Below are 23,525 nucleotides of genomic sequence, written 5' to 3' on the forward strand. Positions count from 1 at the left end.
TGCTGACCTCTCAGATTCAGACACAATAGAGCCGCTGTAAGGTGGCAATAATCGCCGCGACGTGGGGGTCATTGAGCTGATAAAACACCTGCTGCGATGACTTACGTACCTTGACCAGTTGATGCCGCTTTAACACACTAAGGTGCTGAGAAAACGCCGATTGACTCAAGCACGACCCTTGCAGCAATTGCCCTACGGAGCGCTCTCCGGCCAAAAGCTGACACAGCACAATTAATCGCTCAGGGTGCGCCATTACTTTCAACATGGTCGCCACTAGAGACGCTTGCTCACGCATGGCAACGATGTCCATATCCGGTACGCTTTCTGCCTCAATCGGCACGCTTGACTCTGCCATCGCTCACTCCTTTTTTGCCAATACCCATAGCTTAGCGCGCCATTTTATTTAGTCAATTCTAATTTAGTTAAATTATTATTAGACTTTTCTAAATATAACTTCTAGAGTGATCCGAGTGCCGACAAACACTGAAGGCGTTCGAGCCAAAGCGGTTCGGTCTGTCGGGTAATCGTATAGGTAATGCAAAGGAGTCTTGCTATGACAATTGATAATGGCGTACGCGTAATCGCTGGCATGATGGTGCTACTTTCTGTCGTGCTTACCCTCACGGTTCATAGCCAATTTGTTTGGCTAACCGTTTTCGTTGGCGTAAACCTGATCCAAAGTGCGTTTACAGGGATTTGTCCGGCTGCCTTTTTCCTGAAAAAACTTGGACTAAGCAACGCTTAATGGAGTCATAATGACCAAAATCGTGATTATTGGCGGCGTCGCCGGTGGCGCTTCTGCCGCCGCTCGCGCCCGTCGTTTAAGTGAAGAAGCCGAAATCATCATGTTCGAACGTGGCCCGTACGTCTCGTTCGCTAACTGTGGTTTGCCTTATCATATCGGGGGTGACATTACCGACCGCAGTAAACTCTTGCTGCAAACCCCGGACAGTTTTCGCGCCCGCTTTAATGTGGATGTGCGCATCAATAGCACAGTCACTGCGATTAACCGCGAGGCCAAAACCGTCACCGTCACCCGTGCCGATGGCAGCGATTATCAAGAAGGCTACGACAAGTTACTGTTAAGCCCAGGTGCGGCCCCCATCATGCCGCCTATTCCTGGCTTAGATAACCCGCTGACTCACTCACTTCGCAATATTCCAGATATGGATGCGATTCTGCATACCATTGATATGAATAACCCCAGCCATGCGACTGTCGTTGGCGGGGGCTTTATTGGCCTTGAGATGATGGAAGCGCTGCATCAACGCGGGATTAAAACCACCCTGTTGGAGATGGCCGATCAGGTGATGACGCCCGTCGACCGCGAAATGGCGGGGTTTGTCCATCAAACCATTCGCGACCAAGAGGTCGACTTACGTTTAGGCACCGCGCTGGAGTCCGCCGAGTTTATTCCTACCACGCATGTCGCTAGTGATGATGCCGGCGAGCCTAGTGAGCCGCAACACTTAGAAGGTTCACTGAGCCTCACGCTCAATAATGGTGACACGCTGCATACTGAATTGTTGATCATGGCCGTTGGCGTTAAGCCTGAAGTCACGCTGGCGCAACAGGCGGGGCTTGCCATTGGTGAAAAAGGCGGGATTGTGGTCAACAGCACCATGCAGACCCAAGACCCCGATATTTACGCCGTCGGCGATGCGGTGGAAGAGATTGACTTTGTCACTCACAAGCCGACGTTGGTGCCATTGGCTGGCCCAGCGAACCGTCAAGGGCGCATGGCCGCTGACAACATGCTAGGCAGCACTGAGCATTATCTCGGCACCCAAGGCACCGCTATCTGTAAAGTATTCGATCTCGCGGTCGCCTCAGTGGGCCAAAACGAGAAACAACTCAAGCACGCTGACATCGACTACCAAAAGGTCTATGTTCACGCCGCCAGTCATGCGGGTTATTATCCCGGCGCAGAGATTGTCTCATTTAAGCTGCTGTTTGCCCCGGATACGGGCGCGATTTTAGGCGCACAAGCGGTGGGCAAAGACGGCATTGATAAACGCATTGATGTCATGGCCGTAGCACAACGTGCCGGCATGACCGTTGAGCAGCTCCAACATCTAGAACTCACCTATGCGCCGCCGTATGGCAGTGCTAAAGATGTGATTAATCAAGCGGCCTTTGTAGCAACCAACCTCATTAAGGGTGACGCTAAAGCGATTCATTACCACGAGTTAGGTGCACTGCGTGATGATCAAGTGCTGCTGGATGTGCGTAATGCCCCCGAGCGCGAAAACGGTCAGTATATCGATGGTGATATCCATATTCCGGTCGACGAACTGCGTGGACGCATCGATGAACTGCCCAAAGACAAAGAAATTTTGATTTACTGTCAGGTCGGTCTCAGAGGCAATGTCGCCTACCGCCAGTTAGTCAATCATGGCTTTAAAGCGCGCAATTTGATTGGAGGCTATCGCACTTACAAATTCGCCACCGCCTAACCATTCAGACACTCCCTGTCAAAAAGCACGAGCACCCGTTCGTGCTTTTATTTATTGGAAAATCTCCCCTACCTCGTTTATACCTTAACTATTGTCATGATTATCTTTAAGGCTTTAAGGCTTTTAACCATTAAATACATGCATGATGTCACGACATCACTCCACTGAGTCTCATTTCCCTTTTTGAGCAAGAGGATAACTATGCTGGGTCGCTCTAACACGCATCGGCAAGCACTTGAGCAAGCCATTATCGCCGTTGTTACAATTGATCATCACAATAACATCACCTTTTTTAATCAAGCCGCAGAGGATTTATGGGGATACGCCGCGAACGAGGTATTGGGTAAAAACGTGGCGATGCTGCTCCCTACCGAACTGCACGCTGATCATGATAGTTATGTTAACCGACACAGAGAGGGCGGGGAGGATCGTATCGTCGGACGCTCTCGGGAAGTGCAGCTCAAGCGGAAAGATGGTGCATTGACTTGGGTACAACTGTCGTTATCCAAGATACGTGTCGCTGGCAAAACCCATTACACTGCCTTTGTTCGTGATGTGACCGCTGAACGAGATGCACGAGAGATGATGACCCAAACGCTCGAACAAGCGCTTGATGCAGTCGTGTGCATTGATGAGCAAAACTGTATCACTTTTTATAACAAAGCGGCCGAGCAGTTGTGGGGATACAGCAAAGAAGAGGTACAGGGTAAGAACGTTAAAATGCTGGTCCCGCAAGCAATTCAGTCTAATCATGATGAATATATTGATAGGAACCGCAAAACCGGCGAAGACAAAATTGTCGGGACAAGTCGAGAAGTCGAAATTGAACACAAAGATGGTCACCTCCTCTGGGGACAACTATCACTGTCTAAGGTACGTCTGGATAATCGGATACTCTATACCGCATTTGTTAAAGATGTTACGGAAGTGGTAAGACGTCGCGAAGAAATGCAATTACTGTCCATGGTCGCTAACGAAACCGACAATGCCGTTGTGGTGGCGAACCCAAAGGGTGAGGTGGTATACGTTAATCGCGGCTTCGAATCTATGTCAGGCTATACATTGAATGAAATGAAAGGGAAAAAGCCAGGGCATGTTTTGCAAGGTAAAGATACCGATCCCAAAACAATACAAAATATCCGCAATTATTTATCACGTTGTGAGCCCTTCTATGACGAAATATTGAATTATAATAAGGATGGCGAGCCCTATTGGATCTCCTTATCAATAAACCCTGTTTGGGACAATCAAAACCAGCTAACCCACTTTATATCGGTACAAGCCGATATTACGCAAGTCAAGCAAACCTATTTAGATTTCACCCGCAAACTGGATGCTATTGGCGGCGCGCTCGTGATTATGGAGATTGACGCGACTGGCAAGCTTGATTCCGTGAACCCCTTATTTGAAGAGGCACTAAAACAGATTGATAAGTCGTGTGAAGACGCATCACGTTTTATTTATCATAAAATTACTCACGAATTAACAGACGCGATTGATGAACAAGGGCATGCTTCGGCGTTGATCGAGTTTGATGGTCAACATGACCAACTGGCGATTGATGCGAGAATCTGTGTACTTAAAGATTTATCCGGCAACATACTCAATTATGTCATGTTCGGTATCGATATCAGTACGCGGCGTAAAACAGTCGCAAAAACACAAACATCAATGCAGTCCGTCTCTCAGTCCAGTCAAGAGGTCATGAAAATCATTGATACCATCAACAATATTTCAGAGCGCACTAACTTACTCGCACTCAACGCCGCCATAGAGGCCGCTCGCGCGGGTGAGCTAGGGCGTGGTTTTGCCGTGGTCGCCGATGAGGTTCGCCAGTTAGCCCAAAGCTCTCATCAGTCGAGTAAACAGATTAGTGAGTTGGTAGAAAGTACCGTGCAAAGTATTGATGAACTGGCCACCTTGTTGAATGACATAGAGAGCTAGAACATCGAGAAGCCCAAGAGCCAATACTCGCGCTATTTATTTATGCATAAACTAAATTAGCATTGACTTATACAAAAATCTCAGTATGCTACCTGTCTTATTTAATTGTAACCTGTTTTGAGTCATCGAGAGGAAATCATGACGTTCCCTATCCCATGGGATGCCCTATTTGGTGGCATGCTGGTTGGTGCAGCCTGTCTGGCACTATTAGCGCTTAATGGCCGCATTGCCGGGATCAGCGGTATTGTGTCAGGCGCATTGTCATCGAATGTCCATGAAGCACAATGGCGAGGGTTGTTTTTGCTAGGGATGGTCAGTGCTGGCATCTTGATGCCATTTATCGGTTTTGAATTACCTAACGACACAAATCTTGCGCCTACACTCACACCTATGATTGCCGTACTGGCGGGCTTACTGGTCGGGATAGGCACTCAATTAGGTAACGGCTGTACCAGTGGTCATGGCATTTGTGGCATGGGTCGCTTATCGAAACGGTCAATCGTGGCAACGCTCACTTTTATGAGTGCTGCCTTTGTCACTGTTTTTGTTCGTTTACACCTTTAAGGACGTTTATCGCTTATGTTCCGCCTTGTTGCTCTACTCTCAGGCTTTATCTTCGGTGTGGGTATGATGGTGTCAGGCATGGTCAATCCCGCGAAGGTGATTGGCTTTCTGGATGTGTTCGGCCAGTGGGATCCCAGCCTTGCGTTTGTAATGGGCGGTGCGCTGCTGATCTTTGTCCCCGGTTACTTTTTAGCCATACGCCAGCAGCAAAAACCCATACTGGCCGATCAATTTTGCCTGCCCAAAACGCGAAAGATTGATAAAAAACTCATCGGCGGTGCATTACTCTTTGGCACCGGCTGGGGACTCGCCGGACTTTGCCCTGGCCCGGCAATCACGGCCATTGGCTCTGGTGCACTACCGATAAGCTTATTTGTGATTAGCATGCTAGTCGGAATTCGGCTTGTCGCCTACCTTCAGCGGCCACGAGCGCCCTCGCCATTAAACGCTTAAAGATCGTTCAAGGGATGCTGCGCCCTAATTATCCATTTTCGCGATAGGGCGCTAGTATTCCACACTAAGTGGCGAGGCGTTGAACCGTATCTGAGACTTCCTCAGCACCAGCATAAATATCGCGCATCACGGCTTCCGCTGACGTAATCTTTTCTCGACTCTGTTCGGATTCTGCGACGACTTCTTCCATCGACTCACTCACCCCCTGAGTCAATTTTCTATTTTCATCGACAACACTTGCGATTTGCGTTGTCGATTCACTGGTACGTTTGGCTAAACTTCTTACTTCGTCTGCAACCACCGCAAAGCCTCTGCCCATCTCGCCGGCTCGTGCGGCTTCAATCGCCGCATTCAGCGCAAGTAAGTTAGTTTGCTCGGCAATTTGATTGATAGTGGTCACGATCTCTTCAATGCTCTGTGCGTGCTCGGTCAGTTGGTGGAGCTGCTCTGCCGTTGATTGCATTTTTTCAGTGACATGACTCGTAATGTCAACGGCCTCTTTGAGCAAGGCACTACCATCTTCAACATGTTGAAGCGTCGCGGCTGACGAGTGATGAGCTAGATCAGCAGCTTGTGAGACTGCGTGGCTTTTCTGCACACTAGTGGTAATATTTGAAGCAAATTTCACCACTTTCTCAACACGCCCACTATCGCCGAATATTGGGTTATAGGTGGCCTCTAACCAGATTTCGTTACCAAATTTATCACGGCGTTGATACTGCCCGCTTTTAAATTGTCCACTTTCTAGCTCTGCCCAGAAAGCCGGGTTTTTCTCATAAAATTCTGCGTCACAGAACATACGATGATGCTGGCCTACAATATCATCTAATTCATACCCCATTGTGGCTAAAAAGTTGTCGTTAGCATGGATAATGTTACCTTGAGGGGTAAAAATGATGGCCGCCATTGAACGGTCAAGGGCCGTAAACAAGGCCTCTTTCTTGGTTTTTTCTTGATGGATTCGCGTTACATCCGACGCAATTTTGCGCACTTTAATCACTTTTCCGACTTTATCTTTAACCGGAAAATAAGACGCATCCATCCAAATTTCGTTACCATTTTTGTGTCGGCGCCGAAAGACACCCTGTTGTCTTTCACCCTGACCGAGCCGCGCCCAAAAATCTCGGTATTCTTGCGACTGCGAGGTTTCGGGAAAACACACTGCAGAGTGATGTTGTCCAACAACCTCTTCAGACTCATAACCGATAATATCCAACAGCAACTGGTTGCAACTAAGGACGGTTCCATCTGTTGAGAATGTAATAGTGGCAACACTCTCTTCAATCGCATCTAGCTCTATCTCTAGATGCTCTATATTTCTCTCACTCTCGGCAAGCAAACGTTTTGTTTGATTAAACATCATGGTGGCTCCCTACTACCTCTAGGCCCATATCTTCCCTCCTTGCACTTCTCATCTGCTATGGCTAGCCAATCCACATGAGCACTTAAGAGGATGTTAGACGTCTTCTATTTGCGCCATAACAAAAAGCATAGCGAGTCACCGTGTTTACACCAGTCAGACTTTTTAATGAACAAGCATGACATGTGTCAATTATGTAAGAAAATATTAAAAGTATTACTAAACAATAGGATGAATAATTGTTTCTTGTATGCCTAGTTCACCACGTCGTCCAACAAAGTGGTCAGTGCATCAGTGAGTAGTGTGATGCTTATCGTCATCCTTTGTACTCGTACTATTGAATGAGAGGCCGACTGACTGTTACAACGAGAACAGTCCCGACGATAAATAGCGATCGCCGCGATCGCAAACAATGGCCACCACTACAGAGCCGGGTTCGGCTTTGGCGACTTGTAGGGCCGCAAACACGGCACCACCCGAGCTAACCCCCGCACATATACCCTCTTCTCTGGCGAGGGCGCGCGCAGTCTCTTTCGCCTCTTGCTCAGAAATATCTATCACCTCATCAATATTTTCATCGGTATAGATACCCGGTAAATACTCAGCCGGCCAGCGCCGAATACCAGGAATCGCGCTCCCCTCGGTAGGCTGTAACCCAATGGTTTTAATCGCGGGGTTTTGCGTTTTTAGGTACTTTGAGGTTCCCACAATGGTGCCTGTGGTGCCCATGCTGGCAATAAAGTGGGTGATTTGTTGCTGGCTTTGTTGCCAAATTTCTGGGCCCGTACCCGTTAAGTGCGCCTGCCAGTTATCCGGATTATTAAACTGATCCAACACTTTGCCCTTACCCTGTGCCTGCATGGATAAGGCTAAATCACGCGCGCCTTCCATCCCCGCCGCTTGAGAGACGAGGATCAACTCACTGCCATAGGCTCGCATGGCATCTTTTCGCTCCTGCGTGGCGTTTTCAGGCATGATTAAAATCAGTCGATAGCCTTTGATCGCCGCCGCCATCGCCAGCGCGATCCCAGTGTTACCACTGGTCGCTTCAATCAGGGTATCGCCCGGTTGGATATCTCCCCGCGCTTCTGCCTGCACGATCATATTGAGTGCGGGTCTGTCTTTTACCGAACCGGCCGGATTATTGCCCTCGAGTTTGACTAAAACAGTGCTGCCTGTCTCTGCGGCTAACCGCTGCAAGCGCACCAAAGGGGTTTGACCCACATACTCTTCAATCGTGGGGAAATCAGCCACGTTGTTTACCTCTGCATGTTTCATGAATTGCCTGCCTGATGGATGCTCTCAACACCGCGTAAGACACTGTCTATCGCCACATCCTACAAGCAGGCTGAATACGACACGCAGACAGTTTTCCACTAACATATACAAAATGGTTATATTCAAACTCTTTTTTATTCCCTTCAATTGCTTTTATTCTGTGACCTATCCCAACTTTCTTTGCTGATAACAGCAATAAACGGCTATCAAGGATTTTACAATGAAGGTATTCAAAACGCTGGCTCTCTCAGCCTTGCTTGCCACCAGTGCCGCGCCGGTATCTGCCGCTGAGCAAACTCTCTTGAATTCATCTTACGACATCGCGCGTGAGCTTTTTGCTGATTACAATCCGCTGTTTGCGGCGCACTGGCAAGAAAAAACCGGAGAGTCGGTGACCATTAAGCAGTCTCACGGCGGATCTTCGGCGCAGGCGCGCGCCATCATGCAAGGGCTGCAAGCGGATGTGGTCACCTTCAACCAAGTCACGGATGTGCAGGTGTTGTACGATCGCGGCAAGTTGATCGACAAAAACTGGAAAGAGAACTTCCCTAACAGTAGCTCACCGTATTACTCCACCACGGCGTTTTTGGTACGCAAAGGCAACCCCAAAAACATTGAAAATTGGGATGATTTGGCTAAGGACGACGTTGCCTCTGTCTTCCCAAATCCAAAAACCTCCGGCAATGCGCGTTATACCTACCTTGCCGCACTCGGTTATGCGCAAAAGGCGTTCGGAAAAGACAACACCGAGCAACAAGACCAATTTTTGAAACAGCTTCTCGCCAATGTGGCGGTATTTGATACCGGTGGCCGCGGCGCAACCACCTCGTTTGTTGAACGCGGCATTGGCGATGTGCTGGTCACCTTTGAATCAGAGGTCAACAATATCCGCCAGCAATATGGTAGCGACAAGTACGATATTGTGGTGCCTAAAACCTCGATTTTGGCTGAGTTCCCCGTTGCCGTGGTAGAGCGTAACGCCAAACGCAACGGCACCACTGAGTTGGCAACCGAGTATTTGTCTTACCTATACAGCGAAAAAGCACAGCGTTTATTGGCCGATTTTAACTACCGCGTCCATCACCCTGACGTGGTCAAAGATAATGCCGATCGTTTTCCTGAGGTCGAATTGCTGACCGTGGAAGCTATCGCAGGGAGTTGGGATCAGGCCATGAAAACGCACTTTGCCAGTGGCGGAAAACTCGACCAACTGCAACGCCGTTAACGCTTCCTAGGTATTGAGACGCTATGCCATCGCTATCTTATCAACGCCAATCCATGCCTTGGGCAGCACGTCAGCAGCGCGTGCTGCCCGGGTTTGGCATCAGTTTGGGCGTGTCTTTGCTATTCATTAGCTTGATTCTGCTGTTACCGGCCAGCGGCCTTATCATGCAGACCAGTCAGATGAGTTGGCAAGAATACTGGTTTGCCATCACGGACCCACGCATTGTCGCCAGTTATAAGGTCACGGCTGGCGCGGCGCTGATTGCCTCATTATTAAACGGTGTGATTGGCCTACTCTTTGCGTGGGTGCTGGTGCGATACAACTTTACCGGCAAACGCTTCGTCGATGCGCTGGTTGATTTACCGTTTGCTCTCCCCACCGCCGTTGCCGGTGTCACGCTCGCCACCCTGTACGCCGATAACGGCTGGATAGGCAGTGTGCTTGCCAACGTCGGTATCCAAGTTGCCTACACGCCACTTGGGATCGTAATTGCCATGATGTTTACCAGCTTGCCGTTTGTGGTGCGTACCGTCCAACCCGTGTTGGAAGAAATCTCCCAAGAGGAAGAAGAAGCCGGCACTGTGCTCGGGGCAAGTGACAGCGCAGTGTTTTGGCGGATTATCCTGCCGACCATCAAGCCTGCGTTATTAGTGGGTGTGGCCTTATCATTTACCCGCAGCTTGGGCGAATTCGGTGCGGTGATTTTTATTGCTGGCAATATGCCTTACGTCAGCGAGATCACGTCGCTGATGATCTTTGTTCGTTTGCAAGAGTTTGATTTCCCAGCGGCGAGTGCCATTGCCTCGGTGATCTTGATGGCATCGCTGTCGTTATTGTTTGCCATTAACCTTTGGCAAGGCCGTTATCTAAAACGTATTCACGGGCGGTAAGGACACTTTATGAGCACAAACTCGGTGAGAATCGGTGATACCCCATGGATCAGGCGCAGTTTAATCGCGCTTATGCTGCTGCTCGTGGCGCTGGTGTTGGTTGTACCACTGGTGAGCATCTTTTCCATTGCCTTCGCCGATGGTATCGCCAATTATTTTCAGCATTTACTCGCGCCGGATACCCGCCACGCGATTGGCCTTACGTTGTTGGTGGCCGTTCTCACGGTGCCCATTAACCTCGTATTTGGCGTGATGTTGGCATGGGCGGTCACCCGTTTCCAATTTCCGGGGCGAAAGCTGTTCACCACCTTGATTGATATCCCGTTTGCCGTGTCGCCCGTGGTCGCAGGTTTACTCTATTTGCTGCTTTATGGCAGTAACGGCTGGCTAGGCGCGTGGCTATTTGAGCATGATCTTCAAGTGATGTTTGCCCTACCCGGCATTGTGTTGGTCACTATTTTTGTTACCTGCCCTTTTGTCGCCCGCGAGCTGATCCCGCTGATGCAGCAGCAAGGGCAAGCGGAAGAAGAAGCGGCGGTAGTGTTAGGCGCATCATGGTGGCAGCTTTTTCGCCGTGTCACCTTGCCCAATATTAAGTGGGCCCTCATCTACGGGGTCATTTTGACCAATGCGCGCGCCATCGGCGAGTTTGGTGCAGTCGCTGTGGTGTCAGGCAGCATTCGCGGTCAAACCAATACCCTGCCTTTGCAGGTGCAGCTCCTTTACGAGGATTACCAAACCCAAGCGGCGTTCGCCTGTGCGTCATTACTTGCCTTTATGGCACTCGCTACCTTGGCATTGAAAACCTTAGTGGAATGGCATCAACACCGTGTGCTCACCAATACCGCGCCGATGGATGAAAGCAGTGCGTCAACGTCTGCCCGCTTAACCTTACAAACGAACCAAAGTGAGCCGTAAGCTATGCGTATTCAACTGAACAACATCACTAAACACTTTGGCCAGTTCCAAGCGTTATCGCCGTTATCACTCACCATTGAACAAGGTGAGATGATGGGATTGCTTGGCCCCTCAGGCTCCGGTAAAACCACGTTATTGCGCATTATTGCCGGATTAGAAAGCAGTAATAGCGGCCAGATCCTGTTTGGCGATCGCGATGTCACCCGCGTTCATGTGCGTGATCGCCGTGTCGGCTTTGTTTTTCAAAACTATGCCTTGTTCAAACACATGACGGTGGCAGAGAACGTCGCTTTTGGCTTGCAAGTGATGCCACGGCGCGAGCGCCCTTCACCGGCCACAATTACACAACGAGTAAATCAACTGCTCGAGGTCGTGCAGTTAGATCATCTGGGCAAACGGTATCCCGAACAATTATCAGGCGGGCAAAAGCAACGTATCGCACTGGCGCGGGCGTTGGCGACTCAGCCGGAGATCTTATTGCTCGACGAGCCGTTTGGGGCGTTAGATGCGCAAGTACGCAAAGAGTTGCGCCAATGGTTACGCCGACTGCACGATGAAATGGCATTCACCAGTGTGTTTGTCACTCATGATCAAGACGAAGCCCTGGAGCTATCGGATCGCGTGGTGGTGATGAGTAATGGGCAAATTGAGCAAGTCGATAGCCCAGTCGATCTGTATGCTGCGCCAAAAAGCCGCTTTGTGTTTGATTTTTTAGGAAACGTGAATGTTTTTTCCGGCCACTATCAGCAAGGCACTTGGCAAAATGGCAATGCCTTTATTCAACCCACTCTAAATACGCACACCCAACAGTCCGGCAGTTTATATGTCCGCAGCCATGAGTTAACCCTTGCCGATAAACCCAATAGCCAACTCTCTCTGCCCATGCGTGTGGTCTCTATCAATCCGGTCGGTGCCGAGGTGCGGGTATCACTCGCCCCACAAGGCTGGGAAAGTGAACAACTATGGGAGGCCACCTTAACTCATCATGCGTGGCAAGCCGCACCGTATCAAAAGGGCGATACCGTGTATGCGATGCCGCACCGCGGATACTTTTTCAACGGCACAGACACAGAGCCGCACCGCCTCAATTGGCCATTCTTAGCGGCAGATAGCTTGGTGTATGATATTTAGGTGATTTATCGAGTGGATGTTGGCGGTGCTTTATGAGTTATCTATGTTGGCGTTTACCTTTCGGACAGGCATCGCCACTTTCAATTCGGATAGCGTAGAAGGATAACCCAAGTAATACCCTTGCACATATTCGCAACCAAAGCTTTTTAACAATGCTAGTTGCGTGGCCGTTTCCACACCTTCAGCGACCACGTTGATTTCTAGGCGTTTGGTAATATCGATAATGCCGGCCGTGATCGCTTTAGCACGGCTATCGGTTTCCATCGATTGGATGAAGCTGCGATCAATCTTAATTTCATCGACATTAATCCGATTAAACATTCCCAAAGAGGTATACCCCACACCAAAGTCATCAATGGAGAAGGCCACGCCATGGCGTTTGAGGATATCGACCACTCGCGCGCACTCGAGAATATCATCCAGTGCCGCGGTTTCGGTTATTTCTAGGCACAGGTAACGCGCGAATTCTGGGTTCAATTTCAAGTAATCATCAATACGCCGGATCGCACTCTGGCTATTAAACTCAACCGCAGAAATATTCACCGACACACGCTGAATAACAGTTCCCAACAGGTCACTATCGCGTAGCTGATTGGCCGCTTTTTCGAGTACGAGCGCCGTTAGGTCCTCGCAAAAACCCTGTTCTTCAGCGAGCGTGATAAACGTACTCGGTGGCACCACACCATAGGTTTCATGGGTCCATCTCGCCAATACTTCTAAGCCGCTTAATTCGCCCGACGTCAGGCGATACTGCGGTTGAAAGACAACCTCAATCTCTTTGTTATTGATTGCAACTCTGAGTGCAGAAACGAGCTGCCTGCGCTTTTGGGCTTGCTCGGTTAAGTGCATATCATGATAGGTTACGGTGTTTTTGCGTTTTTTAGCCTCATTAAGCGCGCGCGTAGCCGCCGTCATCAAGGTGGCAGCATCGTAACCATCTGGCCCGAATAACGCCACCCCTATCGAACAGGTCGCCTGTTGCTCGTATCGTTGTAAATGTCGATGACATTCACGGTGTAGTCTATCAATATAGAGCGCCATATCGCTGGCACCGTCTAACGCAACAAGGCAGGCAAAGCGGTCTGCATGGACGCGCGAAGTAAGCTTATCTAATAGCGTTGATACCTCAATGGCATGCGCCATATCAGACAATAGGTGATTAGTACGTTCAAACCCAAGTTTATTGGTGAGTGATGTAAATCCATCAATGTCGATAATCACCAAAACATACGAGGTTTGTTGATCCCGTGGGGCAAGCAAAGTATCCACATGCCGCATAAAGACTGAAGGGCTGTGCAACCCTGTAACACTATCAATATCACTCGCTCGCTCTAACGCCAGGTTATTCTTTCTCGCCAGGCTCCAGAGCATCATCGACGTCACCACCACAAAGAAATGCCCTTTGAATGCTTGTCCTAATTCATGCATCTCTAGATTCGTTGCCAACGCAGTCACCACGCGATCGGAAAAAAGGATCCACAAAGTCGCAAAAAAGAAATAGGTAAACGCCAACTTCAATGCATAGTAGTTCGTTTTCTTCATTATGGTTCCCGTGCGATGACGTCCATTCGACCTGCTTGCGACACCCTATCTCCCACCTAAGGTGACGAAAAGGGAAGACGGTGATATCAAACTCTGCCACTTTTAAATCATTATTAAAAATGAGACAACGTTTTTAACGCATACTAGTTCGAATGCTCGTTGTCCGCCAGAAAAAACGACAATAAACAACCTAGTAATTGATAGGCACCTTCCATGCCTATCAGCTATAGCATCTATGATGGGGTGTTAACTCGTCTCGCATTAATCCAATACAAACGGGTAAAACGTCACACATTAGCCCGCCGCACCGTCTGCGCGTGCTTGGCTCAGCATGGGGCCAAATCGCACCGCAAACCAGCCATAGCTAATCGTCCAAAGCAGTGCTGATACGGCAACCAGCTCTAGGGTATACACCGGCCAAAACCAGATGCCAAATACTCGGACGAGTGCAGAAATAAGTAAGGCGTAGAACAGCCACGAAACAGCGGGGCCCTGATAAACATTGCGCCCAGTATGGCCAAGCGTGACTCGCGCAATCATGGCCAGGACAACGCCCCCGAGTGCACCTATCGCGAATAAGTGCCAGATAAGGTTTGATGCCCAGGGGTTAATCACCACCGCTTTTAATATCAGGCCAAATGGTAGGAAGAGATAGAATAGGTGCAGCGAGAACAGCATAGGTACCTGGTACGCTTTCCAGCCTTTCCAACAGTAGAGCCGAACACATTGCGCAATGCCCGCTGTGAGCAGCAACCCACGCGCGACCATATTATCAGTGCCGGACACCAAAGTGACGCCAATCAGTAGCACAAACACAGCAATAATCGCTCGCTCTAGCCACACAGGTGTGCTGGACACCTGTATACCCAACTTCTTCTCCGTAAAAAACGGGATCACACGGCCACCCATTACGCTAATAAGCAGCATGAACCAAAGCAAGGTACTGTGCCAAACTTGGTTTATAGGCGGGGCAACCTCTCCTAACAACGCACCATAAGATAAAGCGTTCAGTAAAGCCGCGATGGCCAAAACGGGGATAAAAATATAATTACGTTGACGCTTAGTCACTACCACGCGATAACCCAAGGACCATGCCACACAGGCCATAAATAGGGTATCAAGTACAAGGCTCGCCCAAACCGGGACATCCACCCAGAAGCTCAATCGAGCCAACAGCCATAATGAAAAAATGGCGAAAAGCTTCGATCCCCGGGTACCTGGCACACCCGTCCAGTTTTGCACCGCCGTCATTAAAAAACCACCAACAATGGCCATTGAAAAGCCAAACAACATCTCGTGGGCATGCCACCAAAGCGAAGGCACCGTGAGTGACACCATCCCAGGATGGGTGTACAGCCCACTCCATATAATAATGACCAGACAGGAGTACAGAGCACCAAAGAGGAAGAAGGGCCGAAATCCCAACCGCAACAGCGGCGGGATCTTATCTTCTTTTTGTTTGTCGGTGACATTTAACAACATTCAAGCGCTCCATCTGCAGAATTGGGTTATCCACCCTAGCACACACGGAAACACTGCCTTTGATATTAAACAAATCCCAACCAACTTAATGTGCTACAAAAAGAAAGGTTATTGTGGTTATTGAGTAACCAAGATCCATGTTGTCGAATCAAAAAGCTGGACGTAACCGATATGAACCACAACAATTTTCTCATCACCAACCGGTGCAATATTCAAGCTGGCAGAGCCAAAGAATGAGGAGGCCCATGACCTATCCATCTAGCAGCAAGTTTGCGGTACTAGGCGCGGCACTTATCGCCATAAGCTACGGATTAGCCCGCTTTGCATTCGGGCTGTTCGTCCCACCGATCCGCGATGACTTAGCACTGAGCCCCTCGCAGATAGGTATGATTAGTGCCCTGCCGTTGATTAGCTTTGTGATCGCAACTGGTTTTGCGCCGCTGATAGCCGATCGCATTGGCGCAAGAATCACTGCAATTGTTTCTGGTTTATTTGGCGCTCTGGGCCTCGCCGTCATCAGTCAATCGACTAACAGTGTCTCACTAGCTGTCGGTGTGTTTGCTTGCGGCATTTGCACCGGCTTGATGATGCCCGCCCTCACCGCTGCCATGCAGGCTATCGTTAATCGCGCGCTGCATGGTAGAGTCAGTTCAGTGATGAATGCGGGTACCAGCATTGGTGTAGTCGTTGCTGTGCCTGTAGTCTTGCTGCTCGAATCGGCTTGGCGCACGGCCTATTTGTCTTTTGCAGTACTTGCGACACTTGGCATTGTAGCCGCCTGGCGGATGTTGCCATCTGTCTCGCCTGTCACACCCACAGATGCCGCTCCTGCGCCACCGATCAGCCGATTACAATGGGCGCGGCTGTTCCGTTTATCGTTGTTTGCATTCGCGATGGGATTTGTCTCTGCCGCGTACTGGATTTTCGCACCGGATTTGGTTATTACGCTTGGCGCGCTTCCTACTGATACAACCGCTTGGCTATGGGTTGCCGTTGGCATTGCAGGTTTAGGCGGAGCAATAGCCGCAGATCTTGCAGATCGTAACAATCCTCCAATTACCCATTCATTAATGTTAATGATGTTGGCGGCAAGTATGGCACTCATTGCCGCCAGTCCTGGCAACAGCGGAATCACGCTTTTTTCCGCTCTCGTGTTCGGGCTTGCCTACATGAGTTTAACTGGCTTGTACCTAATGACCGGGATCCGACTTCTCCCCGGGCGCTTATCCCTCGGACCTGTTTTGCCTTTTATGGCCGTATCACTCGGCCAAGCGATCGGCTCTCCGGTGTTAGGCATATTGATTGAAAAAATGGGCTATGCTGGCGCTTTTTCGGTATTTGCCTCCGCCAGCATTGTGGTTGCCATTATCTCTCCACTTTACCCTCGTCAGCTCGAACAAGAGTGGGACGAAGACGTGATTGAGGACACTGGCCTACAAGCGGCCTATGATCATCAACTACATGATGAAGAAGGTGAGCCTTATCGCGGTGTGGAAATAGAAGAAGAGATCGAAGCCGTTGAAGAAGACCGCACCAATGAAAATTAATTACAAAAATATCATTTAATATCGACATATGGTTTAACATTGATCACGTTTAAAAGACGTACTATGATAAATTCATACTGAAATGTAATTTAGTTACACATAAGGAGCGTGCTATGTTATCCGCGATTAAGGAACTTTTTACCCCTCATAAAGACTATGCTGGCCGAAATATCGACGCTGTTATCGATCGATTAGCGGCGCAAACCGGGACAGAGGCCCATGCCTGGTCTTACCTCCGCGAGCAAGCCGTGTATGAAAACACGCTCAATGGTATGCGGGTATATCCTCATGAGCTCAGAAAGTACGCGGCCTAGAATAAACCGTGACGAGTACACCAGCAGATTTTACGTCGTGCTACTGTAAGGTTCGTGCTAGACTCCACGCCATTCAGTGTGTCTGGGCGGGAACGCGGGCACACGCTTCTTGTTTGTTGAGTCTGTTATGCCATTTAAAAAACTAGGGTTAAGCGCCCCGCTTTGCCAAGCCATTGCCCAACGCGGTTTTACCACGCCAACGTCCATTCAAGCGAAAGCGATTCCGATCATCCAACAAGGGCATGATCTGATTGCTGCAGCACAAACGGGCACTGGGAAAACCTCGAGTTTTATCTGGCCTATCATCGATAAACTATCTGCCGGTGAAGCGGGACGAAAAAAGCGCGCACGCGCACTCGTCGTCGCTCCCACTCGCGAGCTGGCCCTGCAAGTTGAAGAGAGCGCACGTCAAGACAGCCAGTTTACGGCGCTAAAAACCTTGGCAATGGTTGGCGGCATGGACGAGCAGGCACAAAAGCAAGCCTTGATCGAGGGCGTCGACATTTTAGTCGCTACGCCGGGACGGTTGCGTGATTTACTCAGCCAACGTGCCGTCTATCTAGATGAAGTAGAAGTGCTGGTGCTGGATGAAGCCGATCGCATGCTCGATATGGGCTTTATTGATGCCATTCAGAATATTCTCGACCGATTGCCGGCAAGCACGCAGTGTCTGCTGTTTTCTGCCACCTTGTCTAATAAAGTGCGTGATCTAGCCAAAGCAACCATTGGTGATGAAGGCAAAGAAATCAGCATTGCCGCACGAGATGCCTCGAAAGACAACATTACTCAGTGGTGTATTCCAGTCGATAAAGACAAGAAGTCCGCACTACTTAGTCATTTGATTAAAGACAATGACTGGACGCAGGCGTTGATTTTTATCGAAACCAAACATGGCGCCGCCAAACTCGCCACCCAGCTGGAAAAACGTGGCGTTGCCGCTGAAGCTTTTCACAGTGGACGCAGCCAAGCCGTGCGGACCCAATTGCTGGAAGACTTTAAAAACGGAGACATCCAATTTTTAATTGCCACCGGTGTCGCCGCACGCGGCATTGATATTGAGTCGCTCGAGCGCGTGGTTAATTATGATCTGCCCTTCCCGGCCGACGAGTACGTCCATCGGATTGGCCGTACCGGCCGTGCCAGTGCTCAAGGCGAAGCGATTTCACTGGTATCAAAAGACAACACCAAAAACTTGCGCATGGTTGAAGCACGTCTCGGGCACCCACTTGAACGTCGCATCATCGAAGGCTTTGAGCCCAAAAAGCCGGTGCCGCTGACCGCGCCCAAGTGACGAATACGTAGACTATGATTGCAACAAAATAAAAACGGCGAGCCTGGTGCTCGCCGTTTTTGTTTGCTTTATGCCTGAGTCAGTGTTTGCCACAGCGCCTGCCATGCGTCTGGGCGGCGATAGTATTGGCTCACTGTGATGGCTTGCCATTGACCGTTTTGCTCCACCAGCATGGATGGAAAACCGCGCAAGCCATGCGCTGCCATCAATTGACGGGTTTGATTCACCGCGGGCATCACGTCATGCTCGGCGCCTTTCATCGCCTGCTGCCAAGCCTCTGCCTCTATCCCCATCTCACTGGCAAGCTCTGCGAGCGTGTCGGCTTCATAGACGGAGCGACCTTGCTGATAATGACCAAGCTGGATCCGTTTCAGCATCTCTGCACCCTGACCATCAAGCTGCTGGGCAGCGAGAATAGCTTGCGCGGTAATAAAGGAGTCCAAAATTACCGGCTGGTCGCTTGCCACGCGGTCAAGATAAGCTTGACCAAATGTCTGTCCGGTTTGATCAGCAATGGTTTGATCTGCCGCCAAAATGTGTTGACGAAAGCTGTCTTCAATCGGCGCACGCTCACGCATACCACCTGGATGAAGCTGCAAGTTAATCTCAGGGTTGTTACTTAGGCTTTCTATCAAGGTGGCGGCGCCGAAGCACCAGCCACACATTGGGTCAAAAACATAGTGGACGTTTACCATTCCATCTCTCCCATGTGCACTTTCGCACCAATTTCCAAAGCCATCGGCAAACCGGCTTTCGGATATTTCGCTTGCATGGTTTTTATCAACTCAGCACTGTCTTTGCTGTTGGCTTTCGCCTCGGCAAAGTCTTGCAAATACTGCTGGGCAAAGGTGATGGTGTCAGCGTTTAGTGCCGTGCCTGCTTTCATATGGCCTGGGATCACCACTTCAGGTTTCAGTGCTGCCATTTCTTCTAGTTGTGCGGCCCAACCTTCACGTGCTTGGTCGGATTGTGCGTCTGCCATCCAAAGGTGAACATTGCCATACACAGCGACGTTACCGAGGATCGCTTTGTTGGCTGGGATCCAAAGATACGGACGGTGCGCCAACTCGCCTTTCGCGCCGCGAATTTCAATTTTACGGCCATCCAGTGTCAGTGATGAACGGGTATAAGCAGCTGGCACCACAGGGTTTTGCGGGGCATTGTCACCCATTTTTGGGGCCCAAAATGCCATTTTTCCGTCCAGTTTTTCTGCAATGGTGGTGCGCACTGCCGGTGTGGTGATCACTTTTGCGTCAGGAAACATGTCGTGCAGCACTTCCGCGCCAAAGTAGTAATCTGGGTCAGCTTGGCTAATAAAGATAGTGGTCAGCTCTTTCCCAGAGTCCAACACTTTAGCGGCAATACGTAGCGCGTCTGCTTTAGTAAAGCCCGTATCAACCACCATGGCTTCGGTTTCGCCATACACCAAGGTTGAGTTTACGTGGAAGCTGTTTCCATCTGCGTTATACACGTCTAGGTTCAAAGGTTCAGCATTATTAGCTGCCATTGCGCTACCAGTCAGTAATAAAGAGGCAGCTAGGGTTTTTATCAATTTCATCGTCGTGCTCCATTGGGTTGCATTCGGTGTTGAGATGCTGCGCAGTTTACGGGCTCGACTTGTTCAGATATATAGCTAATAATTTACATCATTATTTCATAACTCGAGCATGTAAACGGATCGTATCGTGTTATGAACGACTAGCTCTTAAGCATAGATGAGATTGATATGGACACACTGACTGCCGCCCGCGTATTGATTGATGTAGCCCTTACGCAAAGTTTCACCGCCACTGCCGATCGGCTCGAGATGTCGCGCCCGATGGTGACTCGCCATGTCGAAGCGCTGGAAGACTGGTTAGGCGTGCGTTTATTGCAGCGCACCACACGCAAAGTATCGTTAACCTCCGCTGGCGAGCAAAGCTTGCCACAACTGGAACAATGGGTTGAGCAAGCCAATGCCCTGACACAGCAATGGCAGCAAGAGGCGGGCTTGACTGGCAAAGTGCGGGTGGCGACCAGTATGTCGTTTGGTTTTGCACAACTGATCCCCGCGGTAAAACCCTTTATGGCCGCTCACCCCGGGGTCGATGTGGATATTGAAGTACAGGATAAGGCGGTCGATTTGATTGCGGAACGGATTGATATTGCCATCCGTATTGCATCCAACCCGGATCCCTCCCTAATTGGTCGCCCGATCGCCGCGTGTGATTCCGTCTTGGTGGCGGCACCGGATTATTTAGCCACCCATACACCAATCCGCTCACCGGAGGATCTCACCGCGCATAGCTGTCTCAGTTACAAACAATTTGATCGGCCAATTTGGCATTTAGACAAAGGCGAGGAACACGCCGCGGTTGAGGTGCAAGGCAAGCTGTCTGCCAACGAGGCGACCACCTTACTCAGTGCTGCCATTCAGGGCATGGGCGTGAGTATGCAACCGGTGTATCTGGCTCATAGTGCCATTGCGCGAGGTCAGCTGGAGGTGGTACTCCCCGATTGGCAACCCAAGGCGATGGATATCTATGCCTTGTATCCGTCACGTCGCAACCAACCACCGGCGGTGCGCGCATTGCTAGATGCGCTGATTGCCCACTTCGCAGATAGCGAGTGGGCACCGGTTGCTATTTAGCGAGCACAAAAAATTGAGTGATGAGAGAAAAAGCGGGCCGGCTTAATCAGACGATTTTGCTTGCGCGGCATGATAACGCTGCGCTTTAACCAGCCATTTATCAAGCTGATTGGCAAAGGCTTGTTTTTGCTGCGGACCAAGCGGAGCAGGCCCGCCGGTGTGCACGCCGCTACTGCGCATGGTTTCCATAAAATCACGGATATTAAGCCGAGAACGGATGTTTTCTTTGGTCAGCAATTCACCGCGAGTGTTAATCACTGTCACGCCCTTTTCAATCACTTCATCCGCGAGTGGAATGTCTTGGGTGATCACCAAATCGCCCGTCTCTGCCTCGGCAACAATTTGGTTGTCCGCCACGTCAAAGCCCTTTTCTACCTGACGTGCGCTGGCATAGGGCGACGGCGGCAAACGAATAAATTGGTTGGCTACAAAGGTGGCTTGAATCTGTGTTCGGTGCGCCGCGCGCACAATCATCTCGCGCATCGCGACCGGACAAGCGTCCGCATCTACCCATATTTGCATGCTGGTTCTCTTAGCGTTAGCGTCAATGCCTGCATTAAACCTCAATTCACCGCAAAATGAAACGTGACCCCTAGGTCGTATCCGCGTTTAGCTCAGGCGAGCAGATATTAGTCTGCATTGGCCACCCGCTCTCAAACTGCGCCAGCCAAGACGTTAAACATGGCATCACGCCATCTGCAAACGCTGCGTCCCCCTGCCACCAAATTCGTGCCAGTGTTAACCAGCGGTGACGCTCACTGTGCGCATTGGCGATGTTGTCGGTGCGCAGTAGGCTGTGATCGGCATGTTCAAACACACGCACGTGATAAAAAGGCAGCGGCGCGTTAGCAAGCCGTTGATGATAGGTTGAAGCGGTTTTATCCGAGTCGACATAAGCATCCCGCGCACCAAATAACGCTAACATGGGCACGTCGAGATCGATTAAATCATTGGTCGCATCCGAGGCCCAATTACGTTTTACAAATTGCCAAAAAGCCTCGCTCATGGGCGCTTTCTTATTCTGATTTACTTGGTCTAGGTAGTTCTGATAAGACGCGCCGGATTGAATCAAGGCATCTACTTTCGCCTCCGCAGCTTGCTCGGCCGCAATAGCCGATTCACTGTAGCCGGCGGCTAATCGCCGTTGACGTCCAGAATACTCGGATTGCGCCATCCAATTGACCGCCCCGCCTACACTGATTAAAAAGTCGATATCTTCCACTTGGTGCGCCACCTTAGGGATCACCCAGCCAGCTTGGCTAAAGCCCATCAACCCCAACTTGCCATCCTTTAGCCCCAAGGTTTGGCGCAAGTAGCGAATCGCCGCCGCGACTTCATCAGCGCGATCTTGCATCGATTGCGACTGCCAATCTCCGCTTGAATCCCCGACGCCCGGCTTATGCCAAGACATTGCACACCACCCATTGGCCGCTAACACTCGCCAAAGTGGGAGGTAATAACCAAACGCATCGGTCGGCACATCACCAGAACCATGTACAAACACCACACACTGATGCGGTGTCTTTGTTCCTGAGGGTAAAATCAATTCGCCCGCGAGCTGATTATCGCCGGCGTTAAACTGAATGGATTGACGATCCAAGCCAGCATAGGGGTCATCCATGGCTATCACCACAAACGCGCCTATCAGCACCAACGCTATCAACCCTCGCTTTAGCCACTTCATCCCCTTTCCCCCTCCACCCATTACCGCTAAAAGGTGTATAAATAGCCGGTATTGAACGACCAAAGATCGTCTCTATCAACAATAGGGCTGTCTGATACTTCATCGCCATAGTGGCGATAGCTCACCCCCAACAACAGATGATGCGCGCGGCCAAGCGTGTAATAAAGATTGAGGTCGGATTGGAATTTGCAGGTTTGATCAGGTTGATAAGTGGGTCGGCCAGCTTTGGTATCTTGCGCTGACACGCCAACATAATAACGACTGACCGCGCGACCCACACAAGTCAGCGACAATTGTGGGTCCACCACCCACTGGCCTTGCTCTATGGGAGCGCCATAGCGAGCCACTACCGCGCCGCTATTATGATTGTTCGAGATATCATGATGATAGCCCAGCTCAAAGTAGCCCACCGATGTTATCCAGCCCGTAGTTAGATTAGCGGTATACACCTTATCAAGGCTTTCCATATCCTTGAGGGTTTTGCTGTCACCGCGGGCGTGATCGCCAAACACATCGTCGCCCACACCCGCCGACACATACCAGCTGTCGCCCTCGGCCAGATATACACCTAGGGTGTCGTTGCGATAAAAAATTCCCTCCCATTGCGCCTCAACCACCAGCTCGATGTCTTGGTCATCTTCGCCATCTGTATAAATCGACGGCTCGGTATAGCCAACCAACCCGACGGTCAGATAATTATCCCCAGACACGCTGTCGGTTTGCGCGTGCGCAACCCAAGGCACCAAGGTCAAAACTAAACAGATAAGTGTGACAAATGGATTCACCGGCGATTCTCCATAATGGCGAAATAGTAACT

At 50.2% G+C, this 23,525-nt stretch carries 23 protein-coding genes and 1 pseudogene; 14 read left to right on the plus strand and 10 right to left on the minus strand.

Annotated features, from left to right (window positions below; translation table 11 throughout):
* Positions 1-16 precede the first annotated feature (16 nt).
* Positions 17-310 carry an ArsR/SmtB family transcription factor gene (locus FCN78_RS13875; protein WP_069363167.1) on the minus strand — a complete coding sequence of 98 codons (294 nt, stop codon included), beginning with the start codon at positions 308-310 and terminating at the stop codon, positions 17-19.
* Between the two features lie 243 nt (positions 311-553).
* On the opposite strand from FCN78_RS13875, the gene FCN78_RS13880 reads away from it, so the two are divergent.
* From FCN78_RS13880 to FCN78_RS13900, 6 genes and pseudogenes are all read left to right on the plus strand, one after another.
* The gene (locus FCN78_RS13880) at positions 554-745 is read left to right on the plus strand and encodes a YgaP family membrane protein (protein ID WP_046075776.1); all 192 of its coding nucleotides are present in this window, start codon (positions 554-556) and stop codon (positions 743-745) included.
* 10 nt (positions 746-755) lie between these two features.
* Positions 756-2,456, plus strand: a complete 1,701-nt coding sequence (locus FCN78_RS13885; RefSeq protein WP_077522647.1) for an FAD-dependent oxidoreductase — start codon at positions 756-758, stop codon at positions 2,454-2,456.
* A 201-nt stretch (positions 2,457-2,657) separates the two neighbouring features.
* Positions 2,658-3,704 (plus strand): annotated as a pseudogene (locus FCN78_RS16150) (PAS domain S-box protein); the annotation flags it as partial.
* A 423-nt stretch (positions 3,705-4,127) separates the two neighbouring features.
* Positions 4,128-4,400 carry a methyl-accepting chemotaxis protein gene (locus FCN78_RS16155; RefSeq protein WP_369801978.1) on the plus strand — a complete coding sequence of 91 codons (273 nt, stop codon included), beginning with the start codon at positions 4,128-4,130 and terminating at the stop codon, positions 4,398-4,400.
* A gap of 138 nt (positions 4,401-4,538) precedes the next feature.
* A complete protein-coding gene (locus FCN78_RS13895) occupies positions 4,539-4,964 on the plus strand; it encodes a YeeE/YedE family protein (RefSeq protein ID WP_077650152.1) in 426 nt (141 codons plus the stop codon).
* 15 nt (positions 4,965-4,979) lie between these two features.
* On the plus strand, positions 4,980-5,417 hold the full coding sequence (locus FCN78_RS13900; protein WP_077659011.1) for a YeeE/YedE family protein: 438 nt from the start codon (positions 4,980-4,982) through the stop codon (positions 5,415-5,417).
* Positions 5,418-5,481: 64 nt separating this feature from the next.
* Here FCN78_RS13900 and FCN78_RS16100 read toward each other — a convergent pair whose 3' ends face one another.
* Positions 5,482-6,780, minus strand: coding sequence for a methyl-accepting chemotaxis protein (locus FCN78_RS16100; protein WP_276469539.1), 1,299 nt, complete (start codon positions 6,778-6,780; stop codon positions 5,482-5,484).
* A 357-nt stretch (positions 6,781-7,137) separates the two neighbouring features.
* Positions 7,138-8,031, minus strand: a complete 894-nt coding sequence (gene cysM / locus FCN78_RS13910; protein WP_077659025.1) for a cysteine synthase CysM — start codon at positions 8,029-8,031, stop codon at positions 7,138-7,140.
* A 244-nt stretch (positions 8,032-8,275) separates the two neighbouring features.
* Between cysM and cysP the strand changes: the two genes are divergently transcribed.
* The 4 genes from cysP to FCN78_RS13930 are packed head-to-tail and all read left to right on the plus strand — an operon-like array spanning position 8,276 to position 12,219.
* Complete coding sequence (cysP, locus tag FCN78_RS13915; RefSeq protein ID WP_069586667.1) at positions 8,276-9,280, plus strand: thiosulfate ABC transporter substrate-binding protein CysP; 1,005 nt, start codon at positions 8,276-8,278, stop codon at positions 9,278-9,280.
* Between the two features lie 53 nt (positions 9,281-9,333).
* Entirely contained in the window at positions 9,334-10,170 is an 837-nt protein-coding gene (gene cysT / locus FCN78_RS13920) for a sulfate ABC transporter permease subunit CysT (protein ID WP_077522723.1), read from the plus strand.
* Between the two features lie 9 nt (positions 10,171-10,179).
* Complete coding sequence (cysW, locus tag FCN78_RS13925) at positions 10,180-11,088, plus strand: sulfate ABC transporter permease subunit CysW (protein ID WP_077659010.1); 909 nt, start codon at positions 10,180-10,182, stop codon at positions 11,086-11,088.
* Positions 11,089-11,091: 3 nt separating this feature from the next.
* Entirely contained in the window at positions 11,092-12,219 is a 1,128-nt protein-coding gene (locus tag FCN78_RS13930; RefSeq protein WP_077659009.1) for a sulfate/molybdate ABC transporter ATP-binding protein, read from the plus strand.
* A gap of 30 nt (positions 12,220-12,249) precedes the next feature.
* Here FCN78_RS13930 and FCN78_RS13935 read toward each other — a convergent pair whose 3' ends face one another.
* Both FCN78_RS13935 and FCN78_RS13940 read right to left on the minus strand, forming a co-directional pair.
* Positions 12,250-13,761, minus strand: a complete 1,512-nt coding sequence (locus FCN78_RS13935) for a putative bifunctional diguanylate cyclase/phosphodiesterase (RefSeq protein WP_077659008.1) — start codon at positions 13,759-13,761, stop codon at positions 12,250-12,252.
* Positions 13,762-14,055: 294 nt separating this feature from the next.
* The gene (locus tag FCN78_RS13940; protein ID WP_077659007.1) at positions 14,056-15,243 is read right to left on the minus strand and encodes an NnrS family protein; all 1,188 of its coding nucleotides are present in this window, start codon (positions 15,241-15,243) and stop codon (positions 14,056-14,058) included.
* 245 nt (positions 15,244-15,488) lie between these two features.
* Here FCN78_RS13940 and FCN78_RS13945 point away from each other — a divergent pair, with 245 nt between their 5' ends.
* From FCN78_RS13945 to FCN78_RS13955, 3 genes are all read left to right on the plus strand, one after another.
* Positions 15,489-16,790 (plus strand): MFS transporter, encoded by a 1,302-nt coding sequence (locus FCN78_RS13945; protein WP_077650158.1) that lies wholly within the window; start codon positions 15,489-15,491, stop codon positions 16,788-16,790.
* Between the two features lie 113 nt (positions 16,791-16,903).
* On the plus strand, positions 16,904-17,104 hold the full coding sequence (locus FCN78_RS13950; protein WP_069363105.1) for a hypothetical protein: 201 nt from the start codon (positions 16,904-16,906) through the stop codon (positions 17,102-17,104).
* A gap of 127 nt (positions 17,105-17,231) precedes the next feature.
* Positions 17,232-18,395 carry a DEAD/DEAH box helicase gene (locus tag FCN78_RS13955; RefSeq protein ID WP_077659006.1) on the plus strand — a complete coding sequence of 388 codons (1,164 nt, stop codon included), beginning with the start codon at positions 17,232-17,234 and terminating at the stop codon, positions 18,393-18,395.
* Positions 18,396-18,463: 68 nt separating this feature from the next.
* On the opposite strand, the gene FCN78_RS13960 is transcribed toward FCN78_RS13955, so the two are convergent.
* Both FCN78_RS13960 and FCN78_RS13965 read right to left on the minus strand, forming a co-directional pair.
* The gene (locus FCN78_RS13960) at positions 18,464-19,090 is read right to left on the minus strand and encodes a DsbA family protein (protein WP_077459112.1); all 627 of its coding nucleotides are present in this window, start codon (positions 19,088-19,090) and stop codon (positions 18,464-18,466) included.
* Complete coding sequence (locus FCN78_RS13965) at positions 19,084-19,953, minus strand: MBL fold metallo-hydrolase (RefSeq protein WP_077659005.1); 870 nt, start codon at positions 19,951-19,953, stop codon at positions 19,084-19,086. The genes FCN78_RS13960 and FCN78_RS13965 overlap by 7 nt, the downstream gene beginning before the upstream one ends.
* 168 nt (positions 19,954-20,121) lie before the next feature.
* Here FCN78_RS13965 and FCN78_RS13970 point away from each other — a divergent pair, with 168 nt between their 5' ends.
* Entirely contained in the window at positions 20,122-21,024 is a 903-nt protein-coding gene (locus FCN78_RS13970; RefSeq protein ID WP_077659004.1) for a LysR family transcriptional regulator, read from the plus strand.
* Between the two features lie 42 nt (positions 21,025-21,066).
* On the opposite strand, the gene FCN78_RS13975 is transcribed toward FCN78_RS13970, so the two are convergent.
* From FCN78_RS13975 to FCN78_RS13985, 3 genes are all read right to left on the minus strand, one after another.
* Positions 21,067-21,546, minus strand: a complete 480-nt coding sequence (locus FCN78_RS13975; RefSeq protein WP_077659003.1) for a YaiI/YqxD family protein — start codon at positions 21,544-21,546, stop codon at positions 21,067-21,069.
* Positions 21,547-21,616: 70 nt separating this feature from the next.
* Positions 21,617-22,708, minus strand: coding sequence for an alpha/beta hydrolase family protein (locus tag FCN78_RS13980; protein ID WP_201258647.1), 1,092 nt, complete (start codon positions 22,706-22,708; stop codon positions 21,617-21,619).
* Between the two features lie 26 nt (positions 22,709-22,734).
* A complete protein-coding gene (locus tag FCN78_RS13985) occupies positions 22,735-23,493 on the minus strand; it encodes a MipA/OmpV family protein (RefSeq protein ID WP_158014686.1) in 759 nt (252 codons plus the stop codon).
* Positions 23,494-23,525: the final 32 nt, after the last annotated feature.

The organism is Salinivibrio kushneri (assembly GCF_005280275.1).
GTDB classification, from domain to species: Bacteria; Pseudomonadota; Gammaproteobacteria; order Enterobacterales; family Vibrionaceae; genus Salinivibrio; species Salinivibrio kushneri.